This window comes from Roseateles sp. P5_E8 (genome assembly GCF_054177665.1).
The window spans coordinates 18,087-37,233 of sequence record NZ_JBGCUM010000031.1 but is presented as its reverse complement, the minus strand read 5'-3'; the positions used below and the strand labels follow the sequence as shown (position 1 = coordinate 37,233).

The 19,147-nt window shown below is 67.6% G+C and carries 11 protein-coding genes; 6 read left to right on the top strand and 5 right to left on the bottom strand.

The features are described 5' to 3' along the window. The first annotated feature begins 6 nt into the window (after positions 1 to 6). Together ACXRVZ_RS17760 and ACXRVZ_RS17755 are read left to right on the top strand one after the other, a co-directional pair. Complete coding sequence (locus tag ACXRVZ_RS17760) at positions 7 to 513, top strand: helix-turn-helix domain-containing protein (RefSeq protein ID WP_457423932.1); 507 nt, start codon at positions 7 to 9, stop codon at positions 511 to 513. Between the two features lie 86 nt (positions 514 to 599). Then, positions 600 to 2,111 (top strand): hypothetical protein, encoded by a 1,512-nt coding sequence (locus ACXRVZ_RS17755; RefSeq protein WP_457423934.1) that lies wholly within the window; start codon positions 600 to 602, stop codon positions 2,109 to 2,111. A gap of 69 nt (positions 2,112 to 2,180) precedes the next feature. Here the strand turns inward: ACXRVZ_RS17755 and ACXRVZ_RS17750 are convergent, their stop codons facing one another. The 5 genes from ACXRVZ_RS17750 to ACXRVZ_RS17730 all read right to left on the bottom strand — a co-directional run bounded on the left by ACXRVZ_RS17750 (position 2,181) and on the right by ACXRVZ_RS17730 (position 11,978). After that, on the bottom strand, positions 2,181 to 3,140 hold the full coding sequence (locus ACXRVZ_RS17750) for a glycoside hydrolase family 43 protein (protein WP_457423936.1): 960 nt from the start codon (positions 3,138 to 3,140) through the stop codon (positions 2,181 to 2,183). Positions 3,141 to 3,150: 10 nt separating this feature from the next. Then, positions 3,151 to 5,412 (bottom strand): glycoside hydrolase family 3 C-terminal domain-containing protein, encoded by a 2,262-nt coding sequence (locus tag ACXRVZ_RS17745; RefSeq protein WP_457423938.1) that lies wholly within the window; start codon positions 5,410 to 5,412, stop codon positions 3,151 to 3,153. A 342-nt stretch (positions 5,413 to 5,754) separates the two neighbouring features. Next, positions 5,755 to 7,764, bottom strand: a complete 2,010-nt coding sequence (locus ACXRVZ_RS17740) for a preprotein translocase subunit SecA (RefSeq protein WP_457423940.1) — start codon at positions 7,762 to 7,764, stop codon at positions 5,755 to 5,757. A gap of 2 nt (positions 7,765 to 7,766) precedes the next feature. After that, positions 7,767 to 9,923, bottom strand: a complete 2,157-nt coding sequence (locus tag ACXRVZ_RS17735) for a PqqD family peptide modification chaperone (protein ID WP_457423942.1) — start codon at positions 9,921 to 9,923, stop codon at positions 7,767 to 7,769. A 186-nt stretch (positions 9,924 to 10,109) separates the two neighbouring features. Continuing rightward, positions 10,110 to 11,978: an HlyD family efflux transporter periplasmic adaptor subunit gene (locus ACXRVZ_RS17730; RefSeq protein ID WP_457423944.1), complete on the bottom strand. Its 1,869-nt coding sequence runs from the start codon at positions 11,976 to 11,978 to the stop codon at positions 10,110 to 10,112. Positions 11,979 to 12,572: 594 nt separating this feature from the next. Here ACXRVZ_RS17730 and ACXRVZ_RS17725 point away from each other — a divergent pair. From ACXRVZ_RS17725 to ACXRVZ_RS17710, 4 genes are all read left to right on the top strand, one after another. Beyond that, on the top strand, positions 12,573 to 13,745 hold the full coding sequence (locus ACXRVZ_RS17725) for a tyrosine-type recombinase/integrase (RefSeq protein ID WP_457423946.1): 1,173 nt from the start codon (positions 12,573 to 12,575) through the stop codon (positions 13,743 to 13,745). A 142-nt stretch (positions 13,746 to 13,887) separates the two neighbouring features. Beyond that, on the top strand, positions 13,888 to 14,781 hold the full coding sequence (imuA, locus tag ACXRVZ_RS17720) for a translesion DNA synthesis-associated protein ImuA (protein WP_457423948.1): 894 nt from the start codon (positions 13,888 to 13,890) through the stop codon (positions 14,779 to 14,781). Continuing rightward, entirely contained in the window at positions 14,705 to 16,033 is a 1,329-nt protein-coding gene (locus ACXRVZ_RS17715) for a Y-family DNA polymerase (RefSeq protein ID WP_457423950.1), read from the top strand. Before imuA ends, ACXRVZ_RS17715 begins: the two co-directional genes overlap by 77 nt. An 8-nt stretch (positions 16,034 to 16,041) precedes the next feature. After that, entirely contained in the window at positions 16,042 to 19,140 is a 3,099-nt protein-coding gene (locus tag ACXRVZ_RS17710; protein ID WP_457423952.1) for an error-prone DNA polymerase, read from the top strand. The last annotated feature ends 7 nt before the right edge of the window (positions 19,141 to 19,147 follow it).

Here is a 19,147-nt window from a genome sequence, read left to right as displayed (position 1 = left end):
CCTGACATGAGCAGTGACCGCACCGCCGACCGACCGCCGTCCGATGCGCATGGACTGCATTCGGGTACGGGTGACCCGCCCGAGCTCACCAAGCCCTGTCGCCTGTGGACTTGCGATGGGCTGAGTACCGTGAACTGGGTGACCGAGCATGGGCATTTCGGGGACCGCCTCGTCGCCGCCATGCAGCTGCGCGGCAACTTCAAGGCGACGGCACTCGCCTGCGCCCTGCACGTCAACGAGGCCGCCATCAGCCGCTGGAAGCGTGGCGGTCCGATCACGCTGACGCATGCCACCCTGCTGTGCGACACGCTCGACATCTCCATGGACTGGCTGATCCGCGGCCTCGGCCAGCAGGTGCTTCAGGCCCGGCCCGGCACCGCCCACGCGCTGCCCAGCATCAGCGAGCGCACGGCCGACGAAATGCGCGCCTTGCTGCGCTTCATCGAGCATCAATCGGGCGGCCGAGTTGCGCTGGACGCAAGCGATGAACCGCCCCACGCAAGAGCCGCATGAAGACGCGGCGGATGGGTTCTTCCATGCTTGTCGAAGCACCGGATCAATGGTGCCACCCCGACCGAAACCCCCAAGGAGAACCCACGATGTCCGCACTTTCCGAAGCCATGCAAACGCTGACCGCGCAGTACTACAACGCCGTCGTCACGCAGCTGAGCCTGAACGACCAGCAGTTCCAGCTCGCCCAGGGCAACATCGCCGTCGGCGCGACCTCACAAGAAATCTGGGCCTTGATGGACGCGATTCCGCCCATGTCCATCGTCAACAACTGGACGCCCGGCGGCGTCAACACCTTTTCGTCCGAGTACGGGGCGTTGCTCTCGCGCATCCAGGACACGGCAACCGGCGCCTTCCAGGCCGCACTGGGCGACTACTACACCGCGTGGCAAACCTACCTGGCCAAGAACCCGCCCACCGCCGGCCAAAGCATCATCGCCGTCTACACCGCGTGGGCTTACTCGTGCGGCATGCCGCCCGACCAGGCGAACAAGACCGTGGGGCTGTTCCAGGCCGCACTCAACGGCCCGGTCACGCAGGCCAACATCGCCTGGTATGCGGCCGGCGGCCAGACCGCGATCAAGGCCTACAACCAGACCATCGAGACGATCGACAACACCATCTCCGGCGCGCCCTCGGGCGGCGTCAACCTGAACTCGCAGACCGAGTCGTCCGACGTCAGCCACACCTGGGCGCAGGGCGGGGTCGAAGGCTTCTTCGAGGACTTCTTCGGCGGCACCGACGCCAGCTATGACGCCGTCAGCAGCCTGGTCATCGCCAGCGAACTCGACATCCAGATCAACTTCGCCCATGTGACCACGGTGCCGAACACGCCGCTCGCCAACGGCACCATCACGGCAGGGCCGACCACTTACCAGCCCTGGTACGTGCCTGCGGCGCTGATGCTGGCCTACTCCAACAACAACAACGACACCTGGCAGAACGGCACGCCGGACTGGACGACCTTCTTCGGCCCGACGGCCACGCTCCCGCGCGTCGCCAGCGCCCTGCTCATCGTCGACGGCATCTCCATCATCGTCACGTCCGGCAAGTCCGTCGATGCGAGCAGCCATACCGAGGTCAAGGCCGCGTTCGAGGCGGGCTTCTTCCCATTCTTCGGCGTGGAAGGCTCCGGCGGCTGGGACACCAACACCACGTTCTCGGACGAAGGGATCATGACGGTCACGTCGAACTGCCCTCAGGGCAACCCGCAGGTGCTGGGCATCATCCAAAGTCCGATCTCGAGCTATGTGTCGGACGCCGCACTGCGCGCAGCGATGCGCGAGGCGCGCCCCGCGGCGCCAGCGCACCAACCAGGAAGCGCGAGCGCGCAGGTGCGCAGGAAGGAAGGTTCGCTGGCGGTCGGCGTGGTGCAGGTGAACTGGACAGGCGCCGCCGTCGCCGGGCTGAATGCGGCCATCCCCAACGCAGGGCTGCGCCAGCTCACCGCCAACTTTGTGGACACCTGGGTGCAGAACAACGCGCCGGGCTGGGTGATGGGCGCGCAGTACCAGTGGCATTCCGTCGGCCACACCGCAACTGCCGAACTCGTCAGAGTGGCGGGCGGTGACCGCATCGCGCGGGTCATTGCCTTCGTCTAGTTAGGCCGCTCACGTGGCTCAGGCGGCTGGTGCGAGCTTCAAGCCAGCCGCCCTGAAAGCGAAAGAGCCCTACCCCTCCAGCTTGGCTGCCAGTGCCGCGGGCACGCGCAACACCGTTCCATGGCGCGCGTCTGGCGGAAACTGCACCCGCGAGGTCACGTCGTCCCAGGTCACGAAGTCGCGCGTGGTGCGGGCTCCGAAGCGGTGCTGCTCGTAGATGTCGTAATAGACGATGTAGCGGTCGCCCAGCCGGATGGCGGTGGGGCCTTCGGTCATGTGTTCGGTGAAGGCCGGGCTGGCCGGGCCGAACGGCCCGAGTGGCGACGCGGCGGTGGCCGTGCGCAGGTTTCGCTCCAGCCTCGCGCCGTGGGTCTCGTCCTTGAAGATCACGCGCAGGGCGCCGCCGTCGAGCCGCAGCAACGTGAAATCGATCGAATTGAAGCCGGGGTCGAACCACAGCCGCGTCGGCGTGAAGCTGCGGAAGTCCCGTGTCGTGGTGCAGTAGGGCCGGTGGTCGAGGCCGTCGAAAGCCTTTTGATCCGTCGCGCCAAACTGGCCCGCGACGCTGCTGGACCAGAAGATGACGAAGTGGCGTTCAACCGGGTCATAGACGCATTCCGGCGCCCAGGTGTTGCGCGTCCCGGGAAAGGCGCGCATCACCGGAATCGCCTGCTGCGGCGACCAGTTCAGCAGGTCACGCGAGCTGGCATGGCCGATCACGTCGCCAAACCAGTCGGTGGTCCACACCATGTGATAGACACCGTCCGGTCCCTGCGTTATCGACGGATCTCGCATCAGCCGGTTCTCACCGACCGTGGGGGTCAGGAAACCCGCGCCGGAGCGCAGCCTCTTGAAGCTGTAGCCGTCATGGCTGATCGCCAGCCGCAGGCCCTCGCGGCCTTCGTCCTGGCCGGTGAAGTAGCACAGCAGCAGCACCTCCCTGCCGCGCGGGGCGGCGCCGATGGCCGCTGCCGAGAGCGCGCCCCCCGCGCCGATCAGGAAGTCGCGTCGATCCAGGTTCAGTCGCATGGCGTTCGTCTCAGTGCTTGGGTTGCTCGACCGTGCGCGCATCGAGATGCACGGTCACGGTTTCCAGCGTCTGCGCGGCGGATGAGGCGAGCATGACCTTGTAGTCGCCGCCAGCGATCCGCCAGGTGCGGGTCGCGGTGTCGAAGGTGGCCAGCAGCCGGGGGTCGATCGTGACCTCGGCCTTCGCGCTCGCGCCCGGTGCCAGCGTCACCTTGGTGAAGGCGCCCAGCCGACGCGGCGCCTCCCAGCCCGCGCCCGACACGTAGACCTGCGCGACGGTCTTGCCGGCCCGCGTGCCCCGGTTGGTGACGCTGAAGCGCGCCACCACGCCTTGGCCGGCCGGGGCAGCCGAGAGGCCCTCCAGGCCGAACCGGCTGTACGACAGCCCATGGCCGAAGGCGAACAGTGGTTTGGCGCCAGTCTTGTCGAACCACTTGTAGCCGACCGCCGCGCCTTCGATGTCGTAGTTGCTGAGCGGATGGGCATCGAGGTCCAGTGCCGGGTCGCCTTCTACCACCGGGCGCGGCAGCTGACTGACCGAGGCAGGAAACGTGACGGGCAGATGGCCCGACGGGTTGACCTCGCCGGTCAGCACCCGGGCGATCGCGTCCGCACCGGACGTACCCGGGTACCAGGCCTGCAATGTCGCCCCGACCTTCGACAACCACGGCATCAGCACCGGGCCGCCGGTCTGCAGCACCACCACGGTGGCCGGGTTGGCCCGCGCGATCTCGTCGATCAGCGTGTCCTGCTGATCCGGCAGCGACAGGTCGGGCACGTCGATGGACTCACCGGTCCACTGCTCGGCGAACACGATCACCACGTCGGCCCGGCGTGCGGCGGCCGCTGCGGCCTTGACGTCCTTGCCATCGAGGTAGGTGACGCGAGCGGTCGTTCGCGCCTGCAAGGCCTTCAGCGGCGAGGAGGGGTGGTAAACCTTTGGGCCAGGGAAACCCTTGCCGTATTCATCGGCCACCACCAGCCCATCGGGCGGCGCGTCACGGCCGTAGACCTGGCTGGAGCCGCCACCGGACAGCACGCCGACATCGGCATGAGCGCCCACGAGCAGGATCGTGCGCGCCGCCTTGGCCAGCGGCAGCAGCTGGTGATCATTCTTGAGCAGCACGATCGCTTCCTCGGCGTCGGCGCGGGCCACGGCTGCGTGGGCGACGGCGTCGATGGCGTCGGCACGATCACCGGCCACGGGATGATCGAACAGGCCGTTGGCGAACATCGCCCACAGGATGCGCCTGACCATGTCGTCGACGCGCGCGGGGCTGACATGGCCGTTGTTGACGGCCTCGCGCAGCGCACCGGCGAAATAGGGCGAGCGGTCGAACGCCCAGCCGGACTCCTGATCCAGGCCAGCCTGGGCAGCCTGGGTAGTCGAGTGCCCCGCACCCCAGTCGGTCATCACATAGCCCTTGAAGCCCCAGTCGCGCTTGAGGACTTGATTGAGCAGCCAGTCGCTCTCGCAGGCGTAGGCGCCATTGACGCGGTTGTAGGCGCACATCACCGCCCCGGGCCGGCCGATCTCATTGGCGAACTCGAAGGCCAGCAGATCGGACTGGCGGGCGGCCTGCTCGCCGATGCGGTGATCCATGATGAAGCGGTTGGTCTCCTGGCCGTTGAAGGCGAAGTGCTTCATCGTCGAGATGACGTGCTGGGACTGCACGCCCTTGATCTGGCGGCCGGTGATGACACCGGAGAGCAGTGGGTCCTCGCCGCCGTATTCGAAGTTGCGGCCATTGCGCGGCTCGCGCACGAGATTCATGCCGCCCGCCAGCTGAACATTGAAGCCGGACAGGAAGGCCTCGCGCCCGATCATCGCGCCGCCCTGCTCGGCCAGATCCGGGTTCCAGGTCGCCGCTGTGGCGATGCCCGACGGCAAGGAGGTGCGCAGACGAGGCGTGGGCGTGCGTGGACTGGCAACGCCCATGCCGGCGTCCGTCTGCCACTGCGGCGGAATGCCCAGCCGCTCGACGCCGGGCACGAACCCCGCCGAGTCGGGCAGTGAACCCTTGGCAGATTCCCAGTTCTTGATGGGCGACCTCTGCCACTCGGCCTTGCTCGGGAAATAGCCGAACACCAGCTGCAGCTTTTCCGTGAGCGTCATCTCCTTGAGCAGCAGCGCAGCGCGCTCGGCCGGGTCTGACCCAGCCGCCATCCACGGCCGCGCCGCTGGCGCTGCGGTCGGCGCCCGGGCTTCCTGCGGGGCGTTGTTGGTCGTCTGCGCCCAGCACGGTGCGGCGACGAAAGTGGCAGCCAGCATCGCGCGCGCCATCAGCGCGGCTTGCCATCTGTGAGAGCAGGCTTGTGTTGTCAATCGAGTTCCCTCGTCAGGAGGTTTCAATGGCTGGCGCGGCACCGGCAACCATCGACCCGCACGCGGACGCGGACGATGGCCAGAGGTGGACGGGTCTTGTCTCACAGCGCCCTCAACCCTGCCGACGCGCGGTTCCGTGCCGACACGAAACCAGGCGTTCGCGGACGCACAAAGGCGCCGCACAAAGTATCGCGCGTGTTGGCGTGGCTTGAAGCTGGGCTGCGAGCGGCGGCCCACCGACGCGCCTCGGCTCAAGCGACTGGTTCACCAGCGCCTCAGCCGCTCAGCTCATTCCCCGCGACCCGAGAACGACAGCATCTGCGCCAGGCGCCTGTCCTGCCGCACCTGGGCTTCACGCGACTCGCGGCTCATGCGTTCGAGGTGGCCCTGGGCCAGCCAGCGCAACAGCCGTACTGCGGGCGCGGGCAGTCGGTCATGCGCGCGCCACCACGCCCGCAGGGCTGCGGTGCCACGCGGCGAGTGACTGGTGAAGACCTCGTCGTCGAGCGCCACGATGGCTTCTGCGCTGCCGGGATCGCCCTGGCGCGCGCTGCGGCCGACGAGTTGGCGGTCGATGCGGCGTGATTCGTTGTACTCGGTGAGGATGACGTGCAGCCCGCCGCGGCTGGCGACGCCGTCGCCCAGCAGGATGTCGGTGCCGCGGCCGGCCATGTTGGTGGCCACGGTGATGCGGCCGGGCTGGCCGGCCTGCGCGATGAGTTCGGCCTCGCCGTGGTCCTGCTTGGCGTTCAGCACGACATGCACGAGGCCGCGGCTCGCAAGCACCGCGCTGATCTCCTCCGAGGCGCGCACGGTGCGGGTGCCGATCAGCACGGGCCGGCCTTGCTGCACCGCCATTTGCTCGACGGCGCCGGCCACCGCCTGCCACTTGGCGGCGGCGTCGGGCAGGCAACGCAGGCCCAGGTCCCGGCGTTGCGAGGGTCGGTGCAGGGGCACGCGGGCCACGGGCAGGCGGTAGGTTCGGCCGATCTCGGCCGCGACTTCCGTTGCGGTGCCGGTCATGCCGGCCAGGTGCAGATAGCGCCTGAAGAGGCGCTGGTAGGTGATGCGCGCCAGGGTCTCGCGCTGCCCGGTGACGGGCACGCCTTCCTTGCACTCGATCATCTGGTGCAGGCCCTGCTCCCAGGCCCGGTCGGGCATGACGCGGCCGGTGGAGGCGTCGACGATCTGGACCTTGTCGTCGATGACGACGTAGTGCTCGTCGCGGGCATACAGCCACAGCGCCGCCAGCGCGCGCTGGACGTTCTCGCGCAAGGTACGCGGGCTCGGCGAGCCGCCAGCGTCGTCAGCCAGGGACTCGAGCATGTCCTCGCCCACCGCGGTCAGGCGCACGCGGCGGCGTGCCATGTCGACGTCGAAATGCTCGGCGGCCCGCAGGCCCCGGGCGAGTTCGAGCGCGGCCTGCAACCCCGATGCGGCGCCGTCGTCGACAGCTGCCGTGCGGGACAGGATCAGCGGCGTTCGCGCCTCGTCGATGAAGACGCTGTCGGCCTCATCGACGATGGCAAAGCACAGCCCGCGCAGCACGACCTGGGCCTCGGCCTGACGCTCGCCGCGCAGGCTCTCGACCGCCAGGTGCATGGGGCTGGCCCGATCCAGCAGTGCAGCGCGGTCGCGCAGGTAGTCGAAGGCGAGTTCCTTGTTGCTGGCGTAGCAGACGGCGCTGGCATACGCGAGGCGGCGCTCGCCGCGGCTCATGCCGTGTACGACAGCGCTGCAGCTCAAGCCCAGGAAGGCGTAAAGCGGCCCCATGGCTTCGGCGTCGCGGCTGGCCAGGTAGTCATTGACGGTGATGACGTGCACCGGCAGGCGGGCCAACGCGGCCGCGCAGACCGGCAAGGTGGCGGCAAAGGTCTTGCCTTCACCGGTGGCCATCTCGGCCAGGTGGCCACCCAGCAGCCACCAGCCGGCCATGAGCTGCGAGTCGTAGTGGCGCAAGCCCAGCACGCGGCCGGCGGCCTCGCGCACGATGGCGAAACACTGCGCGACCGGCTCGCGCCTAAAGCCTTGCCGGCGCAGGGCCGGGCCCAGCGAACGGAAACGGGCTTGCAGCGCGGCGTCGTCGAGCGCCGCGAGTTCGGGGGCCAGCCGCTGCGCCTGCTCGCACAGCCGCCGTGCCACCGCTTCGGCGCGACCGCTGCGCGACAGCAAGGGCGCCAGCGCGCCATGCCATAACTGCAAGGCCGCGCGGTCATGCCAGGCCGACTCCTCATCGTCCCGTTCGGCGTAAGGGCGGCCATGGGCCAGCTCCTCGGCGGGCAGTTGCAGTGCCAGCATGGTCACACGGTGAAGTGGGTCAGGAAGAGGCGGCGCAGCGCGGCATACCACTGCACGGCCAGCGGCTGCGGCCGGTGGTCAAAGCGCACATGAACACGCTGGCCGTAGGCCGGCGCATGAGCCAGCGGCTCGGCCAGCTCGACGTCGATGATGAAGATGCGCTGCAGCGGCTTGCGCCCATGCGGGTCGCGCGGGTCGCCGGCCAGCAGGCCCCCGCCGGCCGCCAGCAGCGCGCCACTGGGCACTTCGTCCGCCGCCGCAGGCACGACGCGCGCAATGCGCCCGCTGCGCACGTCGCCCATCGCGTCGGCCAGCCGCAGCGCGACGCCTTCAGTCTGCGCCACCACGCTGTCCGCATCGGCCTGCTCCACGGCCACGCGCACCACCGGCTGCACGCTGCCCAGCACATAGCCCAGCACTTCGCCCTTGCGATGGAAGCGGCCAATCATGTCTGCGGCCTGCGGCACGCGGAACACGCCGCCCACGCCCGCCCGGGCCAGCAGGGTGTCGGCACGCGATTGCACCGTCGACAGCGCCTCCTGATCCATCGCCAGCTGGCGCGCCGCGATGCCCGCGCGGGCACGGTCGGCAACGAAGTCCTTGAGGTAGTGAGCCTCCTGCTCCCGCACGCGCGCCTGCGCCAGTTGCAGCTGCGCCTCCAGCGCGCCGTCGCGGCTGAGCACGAGCGCCTGCCCGGCCTGCACGGTGGTGTCGGGCGGCGTTTCCAGCCGCGTGATGAAGCCGCTGCTGCCGGCCCGCACGATGGCCTGTTCGGGCAGCCACAGCACGCCTTCGGCCTGGGAACGCAGGCGCACCGGCACGAACACTGCCGCCAGCACCAGCACGGTCAGCACGCCAGCGCCGGCACCCAGCACGACACCGCGCCGCTCTCGCAGGGCCGGCCGCGTGCCCAGCTGCTGCAGCGCCTTGACGACCGGCATCGCGACCATCATCGCCACCGTCCACAAGGCCAGCAACGCACCGACGAAGAAGAACCGGCTGCCGATGAACAGCGCGATGGAGACGGCGACGAACAGCCGGTACAGCGTCGACGCCAGCCCGTAGAAGCCGAACCACAGGCGTTCCGACGTCGTCGTCGCGGACGATTCGGCGTCGCGCGAGCGCAGCAGATAGCGTTCGGCCAGGTAGCCCCAGTAGCGCGTCGCCTGGCGCGCCAGGTTGGGCATCTGCAGCAGGTCGGCGAGGATGTAATAGGCGTCGTAGCGCAGCAGCGGGTTGCCGTTGAAGATCAACGTCGACACACCAGCCACCAGCATGACGTTGAAGCACACCGAGCGCGCGAGGCCGGGCTCGACCGCCAGCCAGGCGTAGAACGCCAGCGCCGCGATGAAAAGTTCGACCAGCATGCCCGCGGCACCCACGCGCGCCCGCACCCAGCGCGAGCGGAACACCGTGGCCGCCGAGGCGTCCACGTAGGGCACCGGCATCAGCACCAGCAGCATCAGGCCCATGTCATGCACCTCGCCGCCGCCGGCGCGGGTGGCGGTGGCGTGGCCCAGCTCGTGCATCGCCTTGAGCAGCGGGAACACCAATGCCAGCAGCAAGAGGTTGTTGGCCTGCAGCACGCGGTCCGACAGGTTGTGGCCAAGCTCGGGCAGGTGCGACGGCAGCATCACCAGCGCGGGCAGCACGACGGCCAGCCAGGCCAGGCCGCCCCAGCGCCCCCACAACAGCCGCCACAGCGCGGCATGGCGGTCCAGGAAGGCACCCGGGTCGACCAGCGGTATGCGCAGGGCCAGCGGGTTGGCCCATGAGCGCCGGCTCTTCGAGCGCTCCTGCTTGCGCCCGCGCTCGAACAGCTCGAGCGCGTCGGGCGACACATCGGTCTGCAGCAAGTCGGCGTTGTGCAGCTGGCCCAGCAGCTGCAACACGTCGTCCTGCGTCGGCGCGTCGTCCCCCAGTTCGCGCCGGGCGAGTCGCCAAACCTCGTCGACGCTGCGGTGCCCATCCATCGCCGCGATGAGCAGGCGCGCCGACGGGCTGAAGCGGTGCACGCGGCCCGAGGCCGGGTCCTGCAGCAGATACCAGACCTCGCCGCGGTAGCGATGCCGGTGCAGCTTCGCCCGCGCCAGCAGCCGCGGCCGCAGTTCGGCGATGCGGTACCAGAGGCTGCTGTGCATCGGCTGCTCGGCGGTCATCGCAACGGCCTCATGCGCAAATCCCGCACTCGCGGCGCAGTTTGCGGGCCGAGCGCCGGGCCGCTCCCAAGCCGGCCCGTCTGGCGATGTGCTTGCGGCTCAATGCCGCAAGCATCGCCGTCCCCCAGGGGGACCGACCAGGCTCGACTGCGTTCAGCCAGGCGAGATTGGGCGAGGGGCTCGCGTTCACGGCATCCAGTTCCACAACGCCAGGCGCAGCCAGTCGACGAAGCTGTGCGTCCAAACCCACAGCAGGCTAGCCTCGCCAACGCTCACCTTGCCGACGCCTTCCATGCCGGGGCGCAGCCGTGCCAGGTCACCGGCCTGCAGCCCGGCCTCGACGCGGAAGACGTTGCGGCCGTCCTCCTGCGTGGAAACCGGCGTGATGGACCGCACGGTGAAGGGCAGCACCCGCCCCGGCAGGCTGGACAGCACCAGCTCACCCCGCTGGCCCAGGCTCAGCCGGCCGATGTCGCGGTCGTCGACACGCAGCACGACGCGGTAGTTCTCCAGCGGCGCCACTTCGAACAGCAGCTTGCCCTGCTCCACCGGCGTGCCGATCAGCTGGCTGAGGTCACCGGAGACGACGATGCCGTCGAACGGCGCCGTCAGCTCGGCACGGGCCAGCTTGTCCTCGGCAAGGGCCAGTTGGGCTTTGGCCTGGTCGATCTGCGCCACATGGATGGACATCGTGCTGCGGTCGGCACCGGCCATGGCGACCTGGTAGCGCCGCTGCAACTGCTCACTCTCGGACAGCCAGCGCGCCCGCTCCAGTTTCAGCTCGCGGTCTTCCAGCCGGGCCAGTGGCTGGCCCTTCTTCACCGTGTCGCCCGCACGCACCAGACCTGCGGCGACAAAGCCGTCGAACGGCGCCGCGGCGGCAATCTGCGTCGCGCCTTCAATGGTGGTGCGACCGGCCACGCGGTGGTCGACGCGCACCAGCGCCACCAGCAGCAGCAGCACGGCCGCGACGCCACCAACCAGCTTGAGCCCCGGATGGCGCGGGCCGAACAGGGCCACCCGCGCGCCGTGCAGGGCATCCGTGACACGCTGCCAGGCCCCACGGCTGTTGACGCGCTGCAAGGTCCAGGCCGGGCCCAGCACGACGCCGACGGCACGGGCGATCCGCTGCTCGTCGGCGTCGAACGGCGGTCCGTCGTTGCGCTCCAGCGTCAACACGCCGACGGTCTGGCCGGCGTCGACCACCGGCACCGACAACATCGCATCCACCTTCAGCTCGCGCGCGGTCTCGGCGTGGGCCAGGGCGCGGAGTTCACCCTGGTCGGCTGCGGGGAAGAGCACGGCCACGCCCAGGTCGAGCGTCTCCTCCATCGCCCCGCGCAGGTGGCGCACGAGGTCGGAGCGCGGGTCGAACGTGGCCGTGTGCGAGATGACGAGCGGCTCGACCTCGCCCGCGTGCTCGAAGCCGATGCTGACCCGGTCGCATTGCAGCCGCGCCGCCAGCTCGTTGGCCACCGCCAGCGCCGACGGCTGCAGGCGCCTGTGCTGAAGTGCCGCGGCCAGCAAGCCGTTGAGCAGCGCCATGCGCGCGGCCTCGGCCTGGTCACGGTGCTGCATGCGGGCGCGGAAATGATCGACAAGCCAGGCGATGGCCCAATGCACCTCGCGCAGCGCGGCCTGCAGTTCACCGGCGCCGCCGCCGCCGATCTCCACGACGACAGCGCCGCACAACATGTCGCCCAGCTCGATCGGGTAGGCCACGTGCGCGCCCTGCTCGGCCGATCCACTGTTGCCAGTGAGTCCTTCGACGATGCCGCGCCGTTCGACCAGCGCGCGCTCCGCCGTCGGGCCGAGGTACTTCAGGTCACGCCCAGGGTCCGGCCACGCGGCGGCGACGGCAAAGCTGCTGCCTCCGTCATCCGCCAGCAGCAGCAACGCCGCGCGCGCGCGCTGCACCCGCCCGGCCAGCAACGCCAGCCAGGCGTCATAGAACTCGCTGCCGTCGGCTGGCGCGGTGAATCGGCTCCATGCCGCCGCCTCGCTGCGCGACCGCTGTTCGTCGGCAATCGAATGGACTGACGCGCCGGCGCTCACCGCGCGCCTCCTCTCGGGTTCAGGCGGACGAGCCTGCGGCCGGCTCGTCGCGGGGTGCGCAGGCTTTGCAGCGTCTTGTCGACCATGGCTTCAGAACCGGCTGGGTCATGACATGCTTTGCAACGGTCAGTTCGTCGTGGCGCGGCGCCTGCGGACGTGAGCAAAGCTCGAAGGTCCCTGCATCTGGACCGTCAGGCATTCTGGGTCTGGGTCCAGATTGCGCCAGCCCCTAACTGCAGCAACGCGCAGCCTGCCCTGGCTACCGGTCGGAGGCCCTTAGTGCAAATGCCCGTGCCGCGCCCTGAGTGGCTCGCTGCTCTCACGAACACCGCAGCCCTATGCGTCGATCGGCACAAAGCAAAAGGGGTTAGCTGTGAAGCTAACCCCTTGCTGTACCTACCGTATTTGGTAGGCGCGATTGGATTCGAACCAACGACCCCCACCATGTCAAGGCAAAGAAACGGGACATTATGGGACGCTGCAAGACATTGATTTCATAGGAGAAATTGCCTTTCTATGTCCCGCACGATCTCCTAAAATTCACCCCAGTTTTTCGTACTTTTTTCGTACTTTTTTCTGGGCTGGGATTGCATGATGGTCACGCGGATCGACACCGTTGGCGCGCGCGAGAAATTGAAGCCGCGCCGCGAGCCGTATTGGCATCGTGTGCGCAAAGGATGCTTCGTCGGGTTCCGCAAGATGGCAGCCAAGGGGGGCGGATGGATTGCGCGCTCCCGAGAGGAAGGGTCTGCCGACGTCAAGCAGCAATTCCAACCGCTTGGCGATTTCAGCGACTTGGCCGAGCACCTCCGCTTCGACGCCGCGACAAAGGCAGCCCTTGCCTGGTTCGACCACATGGAACGCGGTGGACAGGCGGGCCCGAAGACGGTCAGAGTAGCTTGCGGCAGGTATGTCGACCACGTGAGGGCCTTGAAAGGGGAGAAGGTCGCGAAGGATGCCGAACAGCGCTTCAACAACTACGTGTTGAATGACAAGAAGCTAGCAGACACGCTGCTGCCGAAACTGACACCCTTGCAAATGGGCGCTTGGCGCGACTCGTTGATCGCGCGACCTACAAAGAGCGGTGGCAACCGCGGCAGGCGTCGGAGCGACAGCACGCTGAATCGCGACATGACGCCCTTCAGGGCCGCGTTGAACCTGTCCTTCGAAGAAGGACTGGTCACCACCGACTTCGCCTGGCGCACCAAGCTGAAACCGATTGAGGGGGCCGACAAGAGCCGTGACCTCTATCTCGATCGCGCCCAACGGCAAGCGTTCCTGACGAGGGCCCCGGTTGATCTCGGCGCGTTCATCCGAGGCATGTGCCAGGTTCCCCTTCGGCCAGGCGCAGTTGCCGCGCTAGACGCGGGCGGTTGGGACCGAAGGCTGAAGGTGTTGAAGCTGGGCAAGGACAAAAGTGGCAAGGACCGACGCATCAAGATGCCCGACGTCGCCGCTGACCATTTTGACGCCGCCACGAAGGACAAGCTTCCAACAGCGCCCATGTTCGCCCGCGCCGACGGCAAGCGTTGGGACAAGGACGCCTGGAAGTGGCCCGTCAAGGAAACGGTGAAGGCAGCTGGGTTGCCTGCTGGTACCACCGCCTACACGTTTCGCCACAGTGTGATCACCGACCTGGTAGTCGAAGGGCTAGACCTGCTCACTGTGGCCCAAATTTCTGGCACGAGCGTCCGCATGATCGAGAAGCACTACGGCCACCTTCGTGGCGATGTAGCTTCGGCCGCCCTCGCCCGAGTCGCCATCTAAAGCGAGATGCATGGGGTGCAAGGGTAGGCACCCGAGTTGGTGGCCCGCCTGCTGGACTCCTGTCGCCTTGTGGTGTACTGTATAAATAAACAGTCTTTCAACGCAAGTTTGAACCGCGCCATCCCGCTGCTGCCACATCCCAATGTCTGCCAACCCGGCGCAGGAGGACTTGCTGTCCTCGCTGCAGAGTCCTTCTGTTGCCTGCGAAAAGCACGACGCCGCCATCGAGCCCGTCGCACTGCCTGGGCCTGCGCAGAACACGGCCGGGCCTATCTGTGAGCTGCCCGACGCGCTGATCGATTCGGTCTGGCGGGCGGACCAACTGGGCCACGCGAGGACGACGGCCGTCAGCACCGGCTTTGCGGCGCTGGACGCACAGATCCCTGAAGGGGGCTGGCCCTGCGGCTGCCTGATCGAGATCCTCCAGCCCCAACCGTCGGTTCAGGAGTGGCGCCTTATCGGGCCGTCGCTGCGCCCGCTGCTCAAAGGCGGCCGGGCCGTCGTCGTCGTGGGTCCGCCCAAGCCCCTGCACCTGCCTGGCCTGCGGCACCTTGGGATCGAAGAGCAGCAACTCAAATGGGTGCAAGCGAACGCGCCGTCGCAACGGCTTTGGGCGACTGAACAGTTGCTCAGGGCCAATGCCGCTGCTGCCGTGGTGGCATGGATGCCGCAAGCCAGGCCGGAACAGCTGAGGCGTCTGCAAGTGCTGGCACAGGCCTGCGAAGGGCTGGTCTTCATTTGCAGGCCACTGGTCGCTCGCCATGACCCCTCCCCTGCCCCCCTTCGCGTCGTGTCCAGGCCATTGGTGGACTGGCAGATCGAGGTGCAGATCGTGAAGCGCAGGGGGCCGGCACATGAGGTGCCAATGCAGTTGAGCTCGGTGCCAGGTGGCATCGAACATGTCCTGACCCCGCGCACGCGCCGGCCCAGCGCACTGAAACCATCCAAGGAGAACCACGTTGTTGTGGGTCGTTCTGCTTACCTCGATCCCAGCGATCTCGCACGAGAAGTCCTCGAGCGCGTCGCCAGCCTCTGACGGCGTGCGCGGCCTGGTGCTGTGGTCACTGCAGTTCACGCCCCGCGTGGCTGTCATGGAGGGCTGCGCCGTTGCGATGGAAGTGGAATCCAGCCTGCGGCTGTTCAAGGGGCTGGAAGCCCTGAAGGAGCGCGTCAGTGCGGAAGCGCCAGACCTGGGCGTCGTCGGCATCGGGTGGGCGCCCACAGCGATGGCGGCGCTCGTGATGGCGCGTTGCGGCGTGCTCGACCTTGGGCGCCGCCTGCTGCAACCGGTAATCGACGAGCTGCCGCTGGCTGCCTTGACCGCAGCCGTTGCCCATGAGGAAACGCTGTCCTGTGCGGGCATCACCTTGCTCGGTGAACTGCGCCGGCTGCCGCGCGCCCAGGTCAGCCGCCGGTTTGGGACCGCATTGCTCGCCGCCTTGGACCAGGCCTACGGACAGCGTGCCGAGGTTTTCCGGTACGAGACCATCCCCGAAGATTTCTCGGCTCGGATCGAACTGCCCGCCCGCGAGGACCATGCGCCGGCGCTGCTGATGTACGCGCGGCCCTTGCTCATGCAGATGTGCGGCTGGCTGGCCTCCCGGCATGCCGGTGCGGTGGGTTTTAGGTTCCGCTGGATTCACGATTCGATGCGCGCCAAGGACGCGGGGGACGGCGGTGAAGTGACGATCCGCTCGGCCGAGGTGTTGCGGGACCTGGAACACTTCGTGAGGCTGCTGGCCGAGCACCTGGCCAAGCAAGAGCTGCTGGCTCCGGTCGGCGAACTACAGATCGATGCGATCGGCGTCCAAGCCCTCACCGAGCAGAGCGCATCGTTGCTGCCTGAGAGCATGGGTTCGGGCGAATCGCTGTATCTCGTCCTTGAGCGTATCGCCGCACGCCTCGGACCGAAGAGCGTGCTCCAGCCGGTGCTGGTCGATGACCACCGCATGGAGTGGATGACCCATTGGACCCCGCTGGCCAAGCAGAAAAGGCACACGCCTGCGTCGGTACCAGAGCAGCCCGAGCCCACCTTTGTTCTTGAGGCCCCGCTTGAGCTGGCGGTCATCAACCACCGCCCGCACTACGAGGGCCCTTTGACCCTGCTGATCGGCCCAGACCGCGTTGAAGGGGGATGGTGGGATCGGCTGCCCGGCACCTCGGCCACGCGCAATGTGGTTCGGGACTATTGGATCGCCCAGTCTGACAACGCCGGCGTGCTGTCCGTCTTCAACACCCAGGATGCCGACGGCCGCATCGCGTGGTTCCTCCATGGCCACTTCGCCTGAGCGCGGCCATGACGACGCTGCCAGGCTACGCGGAGTTGAGGGTCCTCAGCAATTTCTCCTTTCTCAAGGCGGCCAGCTGGCCGGAAGAGCTGGTGCAGCGCGCCAAGGCGCTGGGTTACACCGCCATCGCGATCACCGACGAGTGCTCAATGGCCGGCATCGTCCGCGCCCATGTCGCGGCCAAGGAGCATGAGATCCAGCTGCTGGTCGGCAGCCAGTTCCAGGTGGACTGCGCGTTCCCTCACACCCTCATCGTCTACGCCTGCAATCTCAATGGCTACGGCAACCTCTGCCAGCTGATCTCCAAGCTGCGCCGCAGCTCGGAGAAGGGCACGTACTCGGCCACGCCCGAAGACTTCGGGCCTAACGATCTCAACGATTGCGTCGTGGTCGCCTGCCCGGAACGCCGTGCCAAGCCCAATGCGCTGATCGCGCTGGCGCGCTGGCTGCTGAGCCGTTTCATGGGGCGGGTCTGGCTGGGGCTGGACCTGCTCAAGCTCAGTGATGACGAGGTGCGCCTGGCTCGCTTGCGCGAGGTCAGTACCGAGACGGAAATCCCGCTGGTGGCGGTCGGCGACGTGACGATGCATGTGCGCAGCCGCAAGCCCCTGATGGACGTCATGACGGCAACCCGGCTGGGCAAACCGCTGACGGAATGCGGCCGGGCGCTGGATCGCAACGCCGAGCGTCACCTACGCACACGGGGGCGGCTCGCCCGAACCTTTCCCGCCGATCTGATGGCGCAGACGCTGCGGGTGGCCGAGCGGTGCGAGTTCTCGCTGGACGAGATCCGTTATCACTACCCGTCGGAGGTGGTGCCCGACGGCGAGACGCCGGGCAGCTATCTGCGGCGCATCACCTACGAAGGGGCGGGCCGGCGCTGGCCTGGCGGCATCCCGGCCTCTGTCACGGAGCAGATCGAGCGCGAGCTGGACCTGATCGCCGCGATGCACTACGAGCACTACTTCCTCACCGTGGCAGACATCGTGCAGTTCGCGCGCAGCCGGCACATCCTCTGCCAGGGGCGGGGGTCGGCCGCGAACTCGGTGGTCTGCTACTGCACGGGGGTGACCGAGGTTGATCCGGCCCGCATGAGCGTGCTGTTCGAGCGCTTCATGTCCAAGGAGCGCAACGAGCCGCCGGACATCGACATCGATTTCGAACATGAGCGGCGTGAGGAGGTCATCCAGTACCTGTACGGCAAGTACACGCGCAACCGCGCCGCTCTCGCCGCGGTGGTGATCTCCTACCGGGTCAAGAGCGCCATCAAGGATGTGGGCAAGGCGCTGGGTTTCGAGCTGGACGAACTGGAGCGCCTGGCCGCTTCGCATCAGTGGTGGGACGGCAACGTCATCGACGCTGACCGGCTTCGGGAAGCTGGCCTCGATATCGAAAATCTGGCGGTGCGGCAGCTGCTCGAGCTCACGCGGGATCTCATCGGCATGCCGCGACACCTCTCCCAGCATCCTGGTGGCTTCGTGCTGACGCACGGCCCGCTGACGCGCATCGTGCCCATCGAGAACGCCAGCATGCCGGACCGCACCGTCATCCAGTGGGACAAGGACGATCTGGACGCCGCCGGCCTGCTGAAGGTCGATGTGCTGGGTCTCGGCATGCTGACGGCCATCCGCAAGGCGCTGGACTTCGTGAGCCAGACCCGTGGCTTTGATTTCCAGATGCAGGACATCCCTGCCGAGGACCCGGCCACCTACGACATGATCTGCAAGGCCGACACCGTCGGCGTGTTCCAGATCGAGTCGCGCGCTCAGCGGTCGATGCTGCCGCGCCTGCAGCCTCGCTGCTTCTATGACCTGGTCGTGGAAGTTGCCATCGTCAGGCCAGGGCCCATCCAGGGGCAGATGGTGCATCCCTACCTGCGGCGGCGGCAGGGGTATGAGGCGGTGACCTACCCCAGCAAGGAGCTTGAGGCCGTGCTCGGCCGCACGCTCGGCGTGCCGTTGTTCCAGGAGCAGGTCATGCAGGTGGCGATGGTGGCGGCCGGGTATTCAGGCGGCGAAGCCGACCGGCTGCGACGCGACATGGCGGCCTGGAAACGCAAAGGCGGCTTGCAGCAGCATTACGACAAGATCGTTGACGGTATGACGGCCCGTGGCTATCAACGTGAGTTCGCCGAGGCGATCTTCAACCAGATCAAGGGCTTCAGTGAATACGGCTTCCCTGAGAGCCACGCGGCCAGCTTCGCGTTGTTGGTCTATGCGTCTTGCTGGCTGAAGCATCACCATCCCATGGAGTTCCTGGCGGCGATGGTGAACGCGCAGCCGTTGGGCTTCTATTCGCCGAGCCAACTGGTGCAGGACGCCAAGCGTCACGGCGTCACGGTCTTGGCGCCGGATGTGATGTTGAGCGACTGGGACTGCAAGCTCGAAGAGACCGGCTCTGGAACTGCTGTGCGCCTGGGACTGCGGCTCGTGAGGAGCTTGCAGGAAGCCTCGGCGCTGGCGATCTCGAAGGCCCGGGAAGAAGGACCGTTCGAGAGTGCCGAGGATCTGTCGCTGCGCGCGGGGCTCAACCACCAGCAGATGACGGCGCTCGCCGCCGGTGACGCGTTGATGGGCCTCAGCGGGCACCGGCGACAACAGGCCTGGGATGCGGCCGCGCTGCGTGCTGCACCACCGCTCCTGGAAGGCGCCCCGGTCAACGAGGACTACCTGGAATTGCCCGAGGCTCCTGAGGGAGAGGCCATCGTCAAGGACTACGAGTCGCTGGGCCTGACGCTCAGGCGCCATCCGTTGGCGCTGCTGCGGCCGCAGTTGCAGGCGCTTCAGTTGATGACAGCGGCGGAGCTTGAGGCTGCGCCCGACCGGCGCGCCGTGAAGGCGTGCGGGATCGTGACGACGCGGCAGCAGCCAGAGACCGCGAAAGGAACGATCTTCATTTCACTGGAGGACGAGACCGGCGAAGTGCAGGTGATCGTCCACAAAGCAATCTGGGAACGGCAGCGCCAGGAGACGCTGAGCTCACGACTGCTGGCGGTGAAGGGCACCTGGCAGCGGGTGGATGGCGTGAGCAACCTGATCGCCGGCCATCTGGAAGACTTGACGCCACTGTTGGGGGGTTTGAGGACGAAGAGAAGAGAGTTTCGCTAGAGCCACG

Excerpts from the sequence above, each read along its gene's own strand:
- ACXRVZ_RS17750 (WP_457423936.1), bottom strand. The coding sequence starts at position 3,140 with ATGCGACTGAACCTGGATCGACGCGACTTCCTGATCGGCGCGGGGGGC.
- ACXRVZ_RS17725 (WP_457423946.1), top strand. The coding sequence starts at position 12,573 with ATGGTCACGCGGATCGACACCGTTGGCGCGCGCGAGAAATTGAAGCCG.
- ACXRVZ_RS17755 (WP_457423934.1), top strand. The coding sequence starts at position 600 with ATGTCCGCACTTTCCGAAGCCATGCAAACGCTGACCGCGCAGTACTAC.
- imuA (WP_457423948.1), top strand. The coding sequence starts at position 13,888 with ATGTCTGCCAACCCGGCGCAGGAGGACTTGCTGTCCTCGCTGCAGAGT.
- ACXRVZ_RS17760 (WP_457423932.1), top strand. The coding sequence starts at position 7 with ATGAGCAGTGACCGCACCGCCGACCGACCGCCGTCCGATGCGCATGGA.
- ACXRVZ_RS17710 (WP_457423952.1), top strand. The coding sequence starts at position 16,042 with ATGACGACGCTGCCAGGCTACGCGGAGTTGAGGGTCCTCAGCAATTTC.
- ACXRVZ_RS17735 (WP_457423942.1), bottom strand. The coding sequence starts at position 9,923 with ATGACCGCCGAGCAGCCGATGCACAGCAGCCTCTGGTACCGCATCGCC.
- ACXRVZ_RS17745 (WP_457423938.1), bottom strand. The coding sequence starts at position 5,412 with ATGCTGGCTGCCACTTTCGTCGCCGCACCGTGCTGGGCGCAGACGACC.
- ACXRVZ_RS17740 (WP_457423940.1), bottom strand. The coding sequence starts at position 7,764 with ATGCTGGCACTGCAACTGCCCGCCGAGGAGCTGGCCCATGGCCGCCCT.